At 42.1% G+C, this 15135-nt stretch carries 15 protein-coding genes and 1 tRNA gene; 8 read left to right on the plus strand and 8 right to left on the minus strand.

Annotated features, from left to right (window positions below; all coding sequences use genetic code 11):
• The first annotated feature begins 270 nt into the window (after positions 1 to 270).
• From AC1RM2_RS13405 to AC1RM2_RS13420, 4 genes are read left to right on the plus strand one after another with little or no spacing between them, the layout of a single operon-like run.
• Complete coding sequence (locus AC1RM2_RS13405) at positions 271 to 765, plus strand: hypothetical protein (protein ID WP_492985568.1); 495 nt, start codon at positions 271 to 273, stop codon at positions 763 to 765.
• A complete protein-coding gene (locus AC1RM2_RS13410) occupies positions 695 to 1423 on the plus strand; it encodes a hypothetical protein (RefSeq protein ID WP_492985569.1) in 729 nt (242 codons plus the stop codon). The genes AC1RM2_RS13405 and AC1RM2_RS13410 overlap by 71 nt, the downstream gene beginning before the upstream one ends.
• Positions 1399 to 2235 (plus strand): sensor histidine kinase, encoded by an 837-nt coding sequence (locus AC1RM2_RS13415; RefSeq protein WP_492985570.1) that lies wholly within the window; start codon positions 1399 to 1401, stop codon positions 2233 to 2235. Before AC1RM2_RS13410 ends, AC1RM2_RS13415 begins: the two co-directional genes overlap by 25 nt.
• Before the next feature lie 43 nt (positions 2236 to 2278).
• Positions 2279 to 2935, plus strand: coding sequence for a response regulator transcription factor (locus AC1RM2_RS13420; RefSeq protein ID WP_492985571.1), 657 nt, complete (start codon positions 2279 to 2281; stop codon positions 2933 to 2935).
• A 2-nt stretch (positions 2936 to 2937) separates the two neighbouring features.
• Here the strand turns inward: AC1RM2_RS13420 and AC1RM2_RS13425 are convergent, their stop codons facing one another.
• Entirely contained in the window at positions 2938 to 3834 is an 897-nt protein-coding gene (locus AC1RM2_RS13425) for an AraC family transcriptional regulator (RefSeq protein WP_492985572.1), read from the minus strand.
• 125 nt (positions 3835 to 3959) lie between these two features.
• Here AC1RM2_RS13425 and AC1RM2_RS13430 point away from each other — a divergent pair, with 125 nt between their 5' ends.
• Positions 3960 to 4781 (plus strand): phytanoyl-CoA dioxygenase family protein, encoded by an 822-nt coding sequence (locus tag AC1RM2_RS13430; RefSeq protein ID WP_492985573.1) that lies wholly within the window; start codon positions 3960 to 3962, stop codon positions 4779 to 4781.
• A 113-nt stretch (positions 4782 to 4894) separates the two neighbouring features.
• On the opposite strand, the gene AC1RM2_RS13435 is transcribed toward AC1RM2_RS13430, so the two are convergent.
• The 7 genes from AC1RM2_RS13435 to AC1RM2_RS13465 all read right to left on the minus strand — a co-directional run bounded on the left by AC1RM2_RS13435 (position 4895) and on the right by AC1RM2_RS13465 (position 13245).
• Positions 4895 to 6334, minus strand: coding sequence for a family 43 glycosylhydrolase (locus AC1RM2_RS13435; RefSeq protein ID WP_492985574.1), 1440 nt, complete (start codon positions 6332 to 6334; stop codon positions 4895 to 4897).
• A 537-nt stretch (positions 6335 to 6871) separates the two neighbouring features.
• The gene (locus AC1RM2_RS13440) at positions 6872 to 7864 is read right to left on the minus strand and encodes an L-histidine N(alpha)-methyltransferase (RefSeq protein ID WP_492985575.1); all 993 of its coding nucleotides are present in this window, start codon (positions 7862 to 7864) and stop codon (positions 6872 to 6874) included.
• Positions 7865 to 7883: 19 nt separating this feature from the next.
• A complete protein-coding gene (gene egtB, locus AC1RM2_RS13445; RefSeq protein WP_492985576.1) occupies positions 7884 to 9035 on the minus strand; it encodes an ergothioneine biosynthesis protein EgtB in 1152 nt (383 codons plus the stop codon).
• 4 nt (positions 9036 to 9039) lie between these two features.
• Positions 9040 to 10611 (minus strand): ABC transporter permease/substrate-binding protein, encoded by a 1572-nt coding sequence (locus AC1RM2_RS13450; RefSeq protein WP_492985577.1) that lies wholly within the window; start codon positions 10609 to 10611, stop codon positions 9040 to 9042.
• Entirely contained in the window at positions 10604 to 11566 is a 963-nt protein-coding gene (locus AC1RM2_RS13455) for an ABC transporter ATP-binding protein (protein WP_492985578.1), read from the minus strand. Before AC1RM2_RS13455 ends, AC1RM2_RS13450 begins: the two co-directional genes overlap by 8 nt.
• A gap of 9 nt (positions 11567 to 11575) precedes the next feature.
• Complete coding sequence (locus tag AC1RM2_RS13460) at positions 11576 to 12961, minus strand: mercuric reductase (protein ID WP_492985579.1); 1386 nt, start codon at positions 12959 to 12961, stop codon at positions 11576 to 11578.
• A gap of 2 nt (positions 12962 to 12963) precedes the next feature.
• A complete protein-coding gene (locus AC1RM2_RS13465; protein WP_492985580.1) occupies positions 12964 to 13245 on the minus strand; it encodes a DUF427 domain-containing protein in 282 nt (93 codons plus the stop codon).
• A gap of 195 nt (positions 13246 to 13440) precedes the next feature.
• On the opposite strand from AC1RM2_RS13465, the gene AC1RM2_RS13470 reads away from it, so the two are divergent.
• The 3 genes from AC1RM2_RS13470 to AC1RM2_RS13480 all read left to right on the plus strand — a co-directional run bounded on the left by AC1RM2_RS13470 (position 13441) and on the right by AC1RM2_RS13480 (position 15018).
• Positions 13441 to 13512, plus strand: a tRNA-Glu gene (locus AC1RM2_RS13470).
• Between the two features lie 173 nt (positions 13513 to 13685).
• Positions 13686 to 14042, plus strand: a complete 357-nt coding sequence (locus AC1RM2_RS13475) for an ISAon1 family transposase N-terminal region protein (protein WP_492982898.1) — start codon at positions 13686 to 13688, stop codon at positions 14040 to 14042.
• The gene (locus tag AC1RM2_RS13480; RefSeq protein ID WP_492982900.1) at positions 14035 to 15018 is read left to right on the plus strand and encodes an ISAon1 family transposase; all 984 of its coding nucleotides are present in this window, start codon (positions 14035 to 14037) and stop codon (positions 15016 to 15018) included. The genes AC1RM2_RS13475 and AC1RM2_RS13480 overlap by 8 nt, the downstream gene beginning before the upstream one ends.
• Positions 15019 to 15135 lie beyond the last annotated feature (117 nt).

Consider the following 15135-nt stretch of genomic DNA (forward strand, 5'->3'; position numbering starts at 1 on the left):
TTGTTAAAATCAAGTTCCGGGGCCGCTATTTTAGCTTTTTCCATAGCCAAATATGCCCCCACGTACTACTACAGTTTTTGCTGCGTAGAAATACGTAATATACTCCCGGTGTAAAAAACAAAAAAGTTTATTATTTGCTGTAAATGAGCACATTACAAACACCCCTCAAACGCTGCTATGGCAGTCAAAACTCGCTCTCCTGTTGAAATAACAACTTATTAATCTTAGTTTTAGCCAAACTAATTCCTAACCCTCTATACTAAATCAACAATGGAAACCAAACCAACAAGAGACACCAACCCAATTACCGGCGACGAAGGTGCCGCAATCGACCTTGAGCTTGCTGCTCAATGGACAAAAAACCACCGGCACAGGCATCCAGACGCAGTTGTGTCTCAATTTTTCGGACAAAAAATATTGAATACCATATTGCAGCAGGATGGTTGCTTAGGCATTCGCATTTATTATGCTAACAAGCAACATCTTACAGGCTGGCAACAATTCTGGGTTTCTGTCGGAAATTTCTTTATCAGGGTGGTAGCTAACGCCGAAGGCGAAAAACGTTTTGTAATAACAGGCGTACAAGCTGACGGGCAAGATCAATTACCAAGCGATGTAAAAAAGGAAGTTGCGGCTGTATCTACCGAAATAAAGACATTTAAGTTATCTGCTGCTGCCCCGTCAACGAATGTGGTTGGAAACCAATCTTATCCGTGTCCAGGCTCGCCCGGATGTCCTAAAAATATGTTATCAGGCGATATATAAGGTACGATTACAAGGGTATATTGACATGGATATAAAACTGGCTTTAATTTATTTTTCCACAATATCAGGATTTGTTCCTGTGTTGGCGGCATTTTATAATTATAAGCACCTGGACAAGGTATTAAAAATTGCAGCCTTATTTTTTCTTGTAGCATCTTTTTTTGATCCGATAACCTGGCTTTGGAACAATTCCGGAGAAAAAAACAACATGCCTATCTTTCATTTTAACATTTGGGTGTCAATGGTGTTTTATACCTTAATATATTACCATCTTTTCAATAAGCCTATCCTCAAAAGGATTACGCTTGCTCTTGCTGGCATAACTGTTTTACTATCCATTTTATTCGATAAAAATATTTACGATTATCCATCAGTTTCAAACACATCGTTAAGTATATTGGTGATCATATTATCACTGACTTATTTTTATCAGCTACTCAATCCGCTAAAATATATTGACATTGAAAAACAGGGGCTTTTTTGGATAAATGCAGGAGCACTTTTTTATTCATCAGTGAATATTTTTCTGTTTATGCTTCTTACGCACATACCAGTTGATGACCGGGCCAGCTATTACATTATCAATAGCATATCCAATATTATCGCTAATATATTATTTTCAATAGGATTACTTTGCAAACCACAAAAAACAGCCTGATCCCGATACTAAAAATCAGTAAGGTTACTTTACCGGCTACAGAAAGCGGCTTAATTCCGATATTAATAATCGGTACGCTTGTGGTGGTTGTATTAATCACCTGCTTATTTTTTTTCGTGATTATTTACCAGCGTAAGATGATCAAAAACCAGGTTGAATTGCGGGCCTTGCATGACGCGCGCCAAAGCGACCTGATGGCTGCCGTTTTTGAAACCCAGGAAAGCGAACGTAAACGCCTGGCCGAAGATTTACACGATAGCGTAGGCCAGGTGTTATCGGCTATAAAGCTTAACCTGCACCGGCTGGATAAAAACTGCACCACCGATACCACCCAGCCATTACTGGCCGATACCCGTAGGCTTACCGACGAATGCATACAGGAAATACGCAATATTATCCACAACGTTTTGCCGCCGGTACTTACCGATTATGGTCTGCTGGTGGCTGTTGAAGCCCTGGCAAGCAAGGTTGAGCAAACTACCCACATCAAGGTAAAGTTTAGCAAAAACATGCCCGATCAGCGGTTTCCGCAAGAGATTGAGCTTACGCTTTACCGCATAGCACAGGAGCTTTTTGGCAACGCCATTAAACACTCCGATGCTTCGGTTATTCACCTTTCCATTAACCGCGAAGGCAATTTTATGGTGATGGAATTTAAAGATAATGGCGTTGGCTTTAACCTTCCCGAAGTAAAAAGAGGCTTTGGCATCAAAAACCTCGAGAGCAGGGTTCAGCTCATCAACGGTGAAATTAACATTTACAGCAAACCATTAAGTGGCAGCCTTACTACTATTAAATTAAAAATAGTTTAGTTTTGTATCTTTAATCTATCTTTAGCCAACTATTTGTTAATCAATGGGTACAATTAAATTAGGTATAGTAGATGATCATAAAATCTTCAGGAACGGTTTAAAAGCCACCCTTGAAGAATGTGAAGATTTTGACTTGATACTTGAAGCTTCAAACGGTAAAGAATTGATGGGTTTATTAACCACCCAAACCCCCGATGTGCTTTTAATGGATATTAAAATGCCCGAAATGGACGGCATTCAAACGGCAGCTTTGGTGCATCAGCATCATAAAACCATCAAAATACTTGCGCTATCAATGTTTAATGAAGACAAGTATATTGTTGATATGATGAAAGCCGGCGCATCTGGCTACCTGCTAAAAAATGCCGAACCGGAGGAAATTATTGAGGCTGTATCAACGGTGCATAACAAAGGGTTTTATTTTAACGAGCACCTGTCCATCACCCTTATTAAGCAGCTGGTAGGGAACGATCACTCCGAAAGTATTGCCACAAACAAAGCCGACTTAAACGAACGCGAGGTTGAAGTACTGAAACTGGTTTGCCAGGAATACTCCAACCAGGAAATAGCCGATAAAATTTTTCTGAGCGTACGTACCGTTGAAGGTTACAGGGCGCGTTTATTTGAAAAAACGGGATCAAAAAACCTGGTGGGCCTGGTGATATACGCCATAAAACGCGGTATAATTAATGTAACCTGATTTTAGGCCGATAGCTTTTTGGCGCTGCTGGCAAGGTTACGCATAAACCTTTTGCGGTAATTAAGCGGGCTTAGGTTCATTTTGGCCTTAAACATTTTGTAAAAATGGGATACATCGCCAAAGCCACTCTCGTAAGATATTTCTGATATCGGCTTATCGGTTTGTACCAATTGCTGTATGGCATAATTAAGCCGGTACTCAATTATAGTTTCCATAAACGTTTTGCGGGTTACTTTTTTAAAGTATTTGCAAAAAGCGTTGGTGGTCATGTTGGCAATACTCGCTGCGGCATCTAATGATACCTGTTTCCTGAAATTTTCTACCAGGTAAGCAAATACGGGATTAATGCGTTCCTGCTCGGCTGTTGAACGCTCGGCTATAATGCGGTGCTGATCAAGCAAAATATATTCGTCAGACGATGCCAGGCGCTGCAATATCTCCAGCAAGCCTATCAATACCCTGAAATTGCTTTTTTCTTCAACCAGGCTCTGCAGCATTTGCTTTACATCCTGCTGCGTTTCTGAATGGAATGATACCCCGCAACCGCTTTTCTGAAAAAGCTTTTTAATGTGCAGTAATTCAAATTTGTTAAAAAAGTCATCGCCCAAAAACGCGTCATTAAACTGAATTACAATGGCGCTTGCATCCTCGGGCAACACAGTGGCAATATCCAGTTTCCAGCAGTGGGGCAAATTTGGGCCCAGCAATACCAAATCGCCAGTTACAAAATCTTCCATATGGCTGCCCACATACCGTTTGCCACTCCCTTTTAAAATACAGGTTAACTCATATTCCGGGTGAAAGTGGTACGGCGCGTCAAATGCCAGCTTATCGAATTTTTTGACAAGGAACGATTGACTAATGGAGGGCTGAAGAATTTCGAACGAGGCTTTTATCATTGCATATTTTAACGTATAATTTATTAAAAAGTTAACCTGTGGATAAAATAATCCATAATTACACCACTCATTTCATTTTTTGTCAGCTAAAGTTAAACTTACTTTGAATATAAACTAAAAAAAATATGAATACAAAGGTTTCTGATCTGTTAACGCTGGATGATTTTATAAAATTACCGGAAGAAAGCATTCTGGAGTTCCGTGAAAAGGGGCATACCTTAATTCAAAATATACTCTCAAAAGAAGAAACAGCAATTTACCGCCCGGTTATTGTTGACGCTGTTGAGCGATACAATACCGAAAAACGCAAACTGGAAGACCGGGATACCTACGGCAAAGCATTTTTGCAGATTATGAACTTATGGCAGGTAGATGCCGACGTAAAACAGTTTGTTTTTGCCAAACGAATGGCCAAAATTGCCGCTGACCTGATGGGAGTTGAAAACGTGCGCTTATATCATGACCAGGCCCTGTTTAAAGAAGCCGGCGGAGGCCCTACCCCATGGCACCAGGACCAATATTACTGGCCTATAGATACCAATAACACGGTAACCATGTGGATGCCGCTGGTTGATATTGACGTAGATATGGGCATGCTCACCTTTGCATCAAACTCTTATACCAACGGTGCAGTATTTAATCATGAAATATCCGATGAATCCGAATCAGCATTTGACGATTATGTAAAGGAGAAAGACTTCCCGATAAGCAGGGCACAAACCATGAAAGCCGGCGATGCCACCTGGCACCGGGGCTTTACCATTCACAATGCACCCGGTAACAACTCCAATAAAATGCGCGAAGTGATGACGGTAATTTACATTGCCGATGGTGCCCGCATTACACCTTATAAAAATGAGTGGCAAAAAAGCGACCACCACAAATGGCTGATGAACAAACCAATTGGCGGGCTGGTAGATTCTGAGCTGAACCCAAGGCTGTTGTAATAAACAAAAAGCTGTCTTATTTATAAAAACAGCTTTTTGTTTTTGGCACGCTACGCCATTTTGGACAGCGTTCGCCGATGTTGCTTATATAATAGATATGCCATCGCTATTTGTCACGGAGCGGCCACTGTCCACTGCTGGCATGTCGATCCGTTATAATCAAATAACGCAAGCTGCACCCCATCTGCCGTTGAAGCATTTGGCACCTCTACTACCCTGTTGCCATTCAAAGGAGTAAACACTAAGTTGCCGTTAGCGGCCCTTGACAAATCAAACTTCTGGCAATTATTATTGAGATAGGCATAAAGGTCCAGCGGAGCCCCATTTGCCGCATTGCAATTAACAACATCTGCAGCTAAACCGCCTTGTGCGCACGTTATTTTAAAAACACCGTTTCCAAGAGCAGTAAAATCCCATTGCTGACATAAAAGCCCATTATTTGTATTTTGTGCTATAGCTTGTTGCGAAGCCCCCGTACAGCCCCAGTCGTCCCAAACTTTACCGCTGTTGCTATTTATAATTTTATACCGACCGGCGGCTATCCAATCCTGGGTTATAAAAGGCCAGCCACCCGACCAACCCATATTGCCAACTGCCAATGTAGGCGTACCATTGTTATTGCCATCATAATAATGATAGGTAAGAAAATTGAACCCGTTTTCGGTATAATAGCCCACCTGCCCCGGGCCAATATACTTGCCCGATGTACTTAATACCGTAGTGCCGCCGCCGCTAAGCAGGTTTACACCGTTTTTATCTACATAAGTACCATTAGGGCTGGTCGACCGACCCATTTGCACATAGTAAGTGCTGCTGGTTCCGTTGCAGCAAATACCCTTATTGTAAAACAGGTAATAATAACTACCATTCCTGATTACGTACGATGCTTCATTTTCGCTGCTGCTGCTACCAGCTATGTTTTTAACCGTGCTGTTAAGTCTTTTACCTGTTGCTGGATTTATCTGGGCTATCCAGATGCCGGTTAAGTGCGAACCAAATGTCATCCAGTAATTACCGCTGGCATCAGCGAAGACCGAAGGATCGATAGAACCGTATACGGTATTATTATCTGAGTAAACAACCATCCCCTGGTCTGTCCATGTAGTTAAATCGGTACTGGTTGCTACGCCTATTGCGCAAGGCCTTGCCCCCATCGAAACAGAGTAATACATATAATACTTGCCGCCCATGTAAATACATTCCGGTGCCCAAAAATTGCCTCCAAAGTTAGAAACGTATGTGTTTATCCAGCTGGGCCAGGTACCTGAAGCGAAAACGGTTGAAGCCGTGGTCCATTTTATTAAGTCGGTTGAGGTAAGGTGATATATCTGATTACCGGTACCCCAGATATGATAAACCCCGTTGCGCTTAATTATGGTTGAAGGATCGTGAATGCCGGTGGCACCGGCTAATGCATTGATGGTTTTGGCCTTACTAACCAGCGGCACTTCTGTTTGTGTAGTATTATTAAGCTTTTCGGTTTTTTTGCAGCTTATTATTATTCCCGCAGCGAGAATTATGCAAAGCGCGGCCAGTGAAAAATATCTTTTCATAAAAAATTTAGAATAAATGGTAATTGCCTACTCTTTTAGATTTTCGGCTTCGTCTTTAATTGGTAGTATCAATAAAACCCTGCAGGAAATTATTAGTGTTTATTTAACAATTATAATTAAATAAACATCAAAATGAAACAAATTGAAAAAATATTTATTATTTAATTAGTGTAAATACTACACTTTAAAATCTAAATATATAGCTGATTTACAGCAACAAACAAAAATTAACATTAATATAATATTATTTTACCAATAAAACAGGATATACCTAACAAAAATGGAGTGAGATAGAGTGATTAATAATTGTGTTAATAACAACTATAGCTATTCATTTGAAAGCGTTTGGCTTCGGCAAGCCCCAACTCAAATCTGTAGCCGTATGCATTGCTAAAAAGTTAACTTATTTTGTGCCGAATTACAATCTCCGAAACCGGTTTTACAGGTTTAAATACAAAAAAAGGTTGCCGGTTTAATACCAACAACCCACACGGTTTATAAAATATATACCTTTAAAAGCAAGGCAATTACCAAAGCCTATGCCGCAACCCAAACAGCATCAACAAACCATTTTTTACCATCAAAAAACTGGGTTACCGGTGCAAATCCGGCATTTATGGCTATTTGATCTGTTTGCATGATGGTGAATTTTTGAGAAATCTCCATATAGATGTATTCATCTTTTTGAAAATGGATTGTTTCTTTACCACCGATGGTTACCAGTTGATCTTCCAGACTAATAAGGTAGCTTTTGCATGCACCGGTTTCCGGATCGTAGGTTGGATAATGATCAAATTTGGCAACATCAAAATTGCCCTCTAATTCGCGGTTAATACGCTCCAGCAGGTTAAGATTAAATCTTTTGGTGATGCCCTCTTTATCATTGTAAGCGGCCAATACCACTTTAGGATCTTTTTTAAGGTCCATCCCAATCAGCACCATATCCCCTTCGGAAAGATGATTGCGTAATTCCCGGCAAAACTCAATGGCCTCTGGAACCGGCATATTGCCAATGTTTGATCCTAAAAAAAGCACCACTTTTCGTCTTGATGATATGGAAGCTGCCTTTTTAAGCATATCAAAATACTCGCCGTTAAGCCCTTTTATATTTAAGCCGGGTAAAGTAACAGGCAAGGTAATATTGAGGTACGAAATTACATTATCCGATATATCAATAGGCAGGTAGGTAAACTCTGCCTTTTTAGCCAGCAAGTCTTTCAGCAGGTAGGTTGATTTCGTGGCGTCGCCGGCGCCCAGTTCAATCAGGTCAAAAGCATCTCCATCGGCAATAAGAGCGCTGGTAATCTCGCCTGTTTTCTCCGAAAATATTTCCAGCTCGCAATTGGTTGGATAATACTCCTCGCAGTTCATCAGTTCCTGAAAAAGCTTATCGCCATTGGCATCGTAAAAATATTTTGAATTTAAACGCTTGGGTGTTCCGCGCAAGCCGGTTATAACATCATTATAAAACGAATTTGTTTTTGTGGTTGATGCCGCCGTTAAATTTGTTTGTGCAAAGGTTGAGTCCATATCTTCCTGTTTTGTGCGGTTACCTTGCAAGCCTGATGCCGGTAAACTGCCAACGTAAATGTGTTTGAAAAAAATTGCGGTAAGTTATCCTGCTGTGGCCCGGCGATGTTGCTTCTGATGCGCCGCGCAATACTTTTTGGTTTACCATAAACTTGCCGTTATACTCGCCAATTGCACCCGGTGCTTTTGCAAACCCGGGATAAGGAAGGTACGAACTTTCTGTCCACTCCCAACTTTTGCCCCAGCTAAATTTAGTTGCCGCGGCCTCCCACTCAAATTCAGTAGGCAGCCTTAACCCCTTCCATGAAGCGTAAGCATAGGCCTCAAAATAGCTGATATGGCAAACCGGTTCCTCTAAACTAAGCGGTTTTAAGCCATGGTAAGTATAATTGTGCCATTCGCCGTCAATCAGGTGCCAGTAAAGCGGAGCTTCAATCTTATGGGTATTCACCCAATCCCAACCCTCGGCATGCCAGTGGCGAAAATCATGATATGCCCCGCTGCCAATAAAATCCAGGTATTCGGCATTGGTTACCAAATTGGGGCTAATTTCGTATGCATTTAAATAAACCTTATGCCGGTTCAGTTCATTGTCAAAACAAAAGCCTTCACCAATATAGCCTATCTCGTAAACACCTTCATCCATTTTAATGAAACCGGCGCTTTCATCCGTTGAGATTTTGGGCGATACATAACTATCGTCATAAGCCGGAAATAGCGGGTTATGGCCTAAAATGTATTTAATATCTGTTAATAAAAGCTCCTGGTGCTGTTCCTCGTGGTTAAAACCGAGAATGAGCAATTCCCTCACTTCTGCGGATGGTTCCTGGCACAGGAATTTAGCCATTGCCTCATCCACATAGGCCCGGTACCGGTAAATATCGGCAACTGTAGGGCGGCTTAAATTACCCCTGTCGGTACGGATAACGCGATTGCCTACCGTTTCATAGTAGCTGTTGAAAACGTAATTGTAATTGAGGTTAAATTCCTGGTAGCCCATGAAATAAGGCTTCAGGATAAAGGTTTCAAAAAACCAGGTAACGTGCCCTATATGCCATTTAGGCGGACTAACATCAACCACAGGCTGCACCACGTAATCTTCGGTTTGCAGCGGGCTGCAAATCTGCTCCGTTCGCAGCCTGACTTTTTTATAACAATCAGCTAAATCCATCTAATTACTTCCTATTCAAATATCGTTTAAGGTTTGAAATTGTTTTAATATTTAACCCTTTTGCTTGTTGCCTGCGCATCATTAATGCGTAGGCATTGTTAAAACCAATAGGCTTGAGCCATTTTACCTGGTAACGTTTTTCAAACTCCTGCTGCACATAATCATACGTACTATCCTTACTTTTTGATACCTCGGCAACCGTTTTTGGCGATGCCTGCAAAATGGCCAGCAAGCCGGTACCCGTGTATTCCGGGTAAAAGTCTATCTGGTCGTTAGTTAAGGCATCAAAACAAATTTTTGTTCCCCCCAGGCCCGTTTTAGTGGCAACATCATAATTGGTATAACCCTTTATCAGCATGCTATACATGTTAGCCAGGATGTATTGCTCACCAAATATTTTTGAGCCAATACGAATGATCCCGGCAGCCCCCTCGCGGGATGGTTTATACAGTTTATTTGCCTCCAGGAAATCCCTTGCAACCCTTTCGGGGCTTTGGTGAAGATAGTCTGTACGATAGTTTAATTCCGTCATAATGGAATCATTTATTTTGCCCGAAAGCAGGTTTAATGTCTTTTCCAGGTCAGGATATTTTTTCAGGGATCCATCGCGCACAATAGGGGCAGCATAGTAGGGAGGAAAAATATTTTTGTCATCATCTAAAACCACCAGATCATAAGCCTTTAACCGGCCATCGGTAGAGTAGCCACTAATTACATCCAATTGTTTTTCAAATGCGGCCTTGTACATCACCGCATCGCTGATAACCACGGTATGGATTTTTAAGCCGTATTTGCTTTGAAGCCCCAGGTTACCATCCTGCCTGCCCATAAATTCGGGCGTAAAACCCGCTGTAAGCTTACCACCATAGACCGATGGAATAAAATACAACGATGATAGCACCGCCAGTAAAATTGGCAATGCGTAAGTGCTTGTTTTTATCTTTTTAAATTTGAGTTTCTGCAGCCGCGACAGGAGGAAATCAAATATGATGGCGAGTAGAGCGGCCGGTAAAGCGCCCGCCAATATCATATTGGTATTATTGAGCGAAATGCCACCGAAAATAAACTCGCCTAAGCCACCTGCGGCAATATATGAAGCCAATGTTGCCACGCCTACATTTATCACGGTAGCGGTGCGGATGCCGGCCAAAATAACTGGCATGGCAAGGGGTAGCTCTACTTCAAACAAAACCTGCCATTTATTCATCCCCATGGCTACGGCCGCCTCCTTCACTGAAGTATCAACCCCGGTAATGCCCGTATACGTATTACGAATGATTGGCAGCAGCGCATAAAGCAACAAGGCTACAATGGCCGGTTTGGCACCAATACCCAGTACAGGAATCATGAACCCCAATAGCGCGATGCTTGGAATGGTTTGCAATATTCCCGCTATGCCCAGCACAGCGCCGGATAATTTTACTTTACGGGTAATGAAAATACCCAATGGCAAACCAATGATTACAGCAATAAAAAGCGAGATAAAAGTAAGGCCAATGTGCTGCAGCGTTTGCGCAGCAAGCTTATCGCCCTGCTGGCTCATAAATTCAAATAAGGTTTGCTGATGCTCATTCATGCCCCTGCTTGTTTTTATACTGATAAAAGGCTGCTATCAACTGTTCAAAGCTTATATGTTTATGCTCGCCGGTATTGTTGCTTATGTTGATAGTTTCGTGATCATTAAACTTAAACCCCTCGAGCGCCGACCACACATCAACATTAGCAGCTAATGACATACCATCTGCCTTTTTGTGCGAGTTAGGCAGTAACCCCCAAATATTGTATAAACGCACGGCCCTGAACTCCAGTTGCAGGCGTTGATCTTTCAGAAAATTCTCCACAAATTCATTGGCTGGCTTAAACAATAGTTGGGCAGGTGTACCCGATTGAACAATTTTGCCTTTATCCATCAGGCAAATCCTGTCGCCAAGTTCAAAAGCCTCCTGCACATCGTGGGTAACCATAATGATGGTTTTACGCTTCAATTCATCAAGGGCTTTAAACTCCTTATGAATGTTTGACCGGGTAACATTATCAAGCGCGCCAAAGGGCTCATCCATCAGCAAAACGGGAGGATCTGACACCAGGGCCCTGGCCAGCCCCACGCGCTGTTGCTGACCACCACTTAACTCGTTGGGGTAAACATGCAGATAACGTTTGTCCAGGTGCAGTTTCTCCATCAATTCCGCAGTCCTGTTTTCAGTTTTCTTTTTATCCCATTTTAGTAGCTGCGGCACTATGGCAATATTTTCGGCCACGGTATAGTGCGGAAACAAACCGTTGTTTTGCAGCACATAGCCGATGCCGCGCCTTAAAACTTCGGGCTGCTGATCAAATATATTTTGATTGTTAATGTAAATGTTGCCGCCGGTAGGGTCAATTAACCGGTTAATCATTTTTAGCGTTGTAGTTTTACCGCAGCCGCTGGTACCCAGCAAAATTAAATTCTCTCCGGGCTGCACCTCAAACGAGATGCTATCAACGGCTTTAACCTTTCCAAACTGTTTGCTTATGCCGTCAACTTTAATCATGCGGTAAAACTACTCTTCGAGTCCCAGGAATAAGTTATTTAGTGATTCGGCATATAAGGGGTGAGCAAAAATAAAATAGCGAATTTGCTCATAAGTAATGCCCCCCTCCATAGCCATTTGCAGCACGGTCATAATCTCGCCGCCTTCGGGGCCTAAAACTGTTGCGCCCAAAATCTTTTGGGTTTTAACATCAACAATGGCCTTCATAAAACCACGGGTATCGCCGGTCTCAATGGCACGGGCTACGTGGCTCATGGGCAGCCTGGCCACTTTGTATTCCAATCCTTGTTTCCTTGCTTCAGTCTCGTCAATACCCACCCGTCCCAGTTGCGGATCGGTGAACATGCAATAAGGCACCAACCTGTCGGTAATACTCAGGTTTTGCTTTTCAATGAGGTTGCGGTAAACTATAGTATAATCGTTATACGAAATGTGTGTAAAAGCAGGCCCGCCTTTTACATCGCCAAGGGCGTAAATACCTTTCACATTTGTTTCCAGTTTGCTGTTTACTTTGATGTTGCCTTTTTCATCTGTTTCTACACCGGCCTTATCTAACCCCAACGTTTCAGTTTGCGGTGTGCGCCCAACTGCTACCAATACGTGGCTGCACCTTATCTTCTTTTCTTGGCCATTACTGGTTGTAGTAACGGTTATTTTACCGCCGGTTTTCTGCTTAAATTTTGTAGCATGCGTATTGGTGAGTACATTAATCTTTTCGGCCTCCAGAATCTTTTGCATTTCGGCAGATACGTCCTCGTCCTCGCGCGAAACTATTCTTTCAGATTTCTCCAAAATAGTAACCTTGCTGCCAAACCGGCGAAACATCTGGCCAAACTCCAGGCCGATATAATTACCACCCAGCACCAATAAATGCTCCGGCACATAATCCAGATCGAGAATGGTTGTTGAAGTAAGATATTTGATTTCGGCCAATCCCTCAATTTCGGGAATAAATGGCTTGGCGCCAACATTTAAAAATATCTGATCGGCCTGGATATTTTGCTTTTTACCGTTTTTAAGTTTTACCGAAACGGTTTTATCGCCGGTAAATGTTGCCTCGCCAAATACAACATCCAGCCCTTTTATCTTCTCGGCCGCATGCTGACCTCCAATGCGCGATTGCATTACGATATCGTCCTTTCGCTTTTTTATCCAGGGCATGTTTATGGCAAATTTCTTTACCGGTACACCCAAGTCGGCGCTTTTGCCGGCCATGTAAGCAGCCTTAGCCGATGCCACCCAGGTTTTGGTTGGGGTACAGCCATCGTTAACACATGTGCCGCCGTAAAAACGTTTTTCAATAATCACCGTTTTCATTCCGGCCTGCGCCAGCTTTTTGGCAAGCGGCCCCCCCGCCTGGCCCGCACCTATAACAATGGCATCAAATTTTTTCATCCTTATGGAGTTACTTTAACACCTTTCCAAAACGCTACATAATTGGTAATGTTTGCTGCGGCATCTTTTGGCTGCGGATAATACCATGCGGCGTCCTGATTTTTTTTCCCGTCAACGTTAAGGGTGTAATAAGATGCAAGCCCTTTCCATGGGCAGGTAGTATGGGTATCGGTAGTTTCCAGGTATTCGCCTTTTACACTTTCAATAGGGAAATAATGATTATTTTCGACAACAATAGTGTCATTGCTTTCGGCAATGACCTGGTCGTTCCAGATAGCTTTCATAATATGAATAGATTTTACGATAAAGATAGCCTTAACCCGCGCAGATTTACAATGCAATTGACTTATTTTGTTTGTCAATTAAATATATAGCATTCATAATCAGCACCAAATAAAAAAAGTTTAAAATTTATTTTTAATTTATCAATTAAGCTATATCTTTGCATTCCCAAAATAAGGGAAACAAAAATAAAAAAAGGCCCGTTCGTCTAGGGGTTAGGACGTTAGATTTTCATTCTAGAAACAGGGGTTCGATTCCCCTACGGGCTACTAAAATAAGTTTAAACCCCTAACAATAAAATTGTTAGGGGTTTACTTATTTTTAGCTAAGATATTTTTTCGATCTTGCTTTTGCTAAAACAATTCAACGGATCAGTCCGAAAAGTTGTGGGCGAATAAAAAAAGTATTTGTTTTGCGGCAGGAATAACAAATACGAATACCCTTGTCAGCAGCATACGAAACCCTTGTCCGTTTAATCTTACCAGAAGGTATCTTAGCATATTTTGAGCTTATAAATGTTAATTCTTCAGAAAATGGGCAGCTAAACATTTACCTGGAAGAAAAGAACCTCGCTCCATCGGGGTATGAAAAGGCACAACTTGAATCAAAAGGTTTCTTACCGGAAACAGCTATACAGGACTTTCCCATCCGCGGTCATAAAGTAGCTCTTTGTATCAAAAGACGCAGGTGGGAAGTAAAAACAAGTGGAGAGATCATCACAAGAGACTGGGATTTAGTAAGAAAAGGTGCGCGAATGACAACAGAATTCGGCACTTTTTTAAAAGGTATATTTGGATAATCATCCTATTAGCAGCCATTTATTAGGCAAGTTATATCAGGTGGACGGCAAGCAGCTCGGTCAGCAATATAAAGATCACCTGAGTGATTTTCAGAGCTGGGGCCAGAAAGAGCATGCAGAGGAGTGGATGCTGTTTGCAGATAATATAGGCCCTTACCTTAGTATAGATGAAACCGCCTTGAGCAACGGAGAACTGTATACCATTGTTACCAATAAAGCAGCCAAAGGGGGTAAAAAGGCTATCGTAGCGATGATCAAAGGCACACAGGCCGAACAGATCATGGCTGTACTGGAGCGAATACCTGTCCGCAAAAGGAATAAAGTTAAGGAAGTGACGATGGATATGGCTGCTAACATGATCAAAGCTATCCGCAGGTGTTTCAATAATGCTGTGCGGGTTGTTGACCGGTTCCATGTACAAAAGCTGGCTTATGATGCTGCACAGGAAGCTAGGATCAAATATCGCTGGGAAGCATTAGAGCAAGAGAACAAAGCAATAGAGGACGCTAAAAAGAACAAGCAAAGCTATCAGCCTGAAGTATTTAGCAACGGGGATACTTTAAAACAATTACTGGCCAGAAGCAGGTATCTACTATTTAAACACCCATCTAAATGGACCGTATCACAGAAAGAAAGAGCTGATTTGTTGTTTCCAAGGTATCCCTTGTTGCTCAAAGCCTACAACCTGTCAATCCGGCTGGGGCAGATTTTCACTATCTGTAAAGACAAGCAGCAGGCGTTTAAAAGACTGGCAATCTGGTATAATGATGTAGAAGACGCAGGTATTGATGCTTTTAAAACTGTTGCCAGATCTGTAAAAACGCATTATGAATCTATCTTAAACTTCTTCGATAACAAGAGTACCAACGCATCTGCAGAATCTTTCAACGCTAAAGTCAAGGCTTTCAGAGCTACTTTAAGAGGTGTAAGGGATACTTCTTTCTTCTTATTCAGACTTGCTAATATCTATGCCTAACTTTTTATCCCCCCCCCACAAGAATTCCGCTTGATCCAATTCAACCACCTAATAATCCCCCAGGAGATTCTACATTACAAGGAGAATAAAGTAACCGCCGGGGAAGCCGGCTTGATT

Source organism: Mucilaginibacter sp. GW822-FHT03E02, assembly GCF_058801545.1.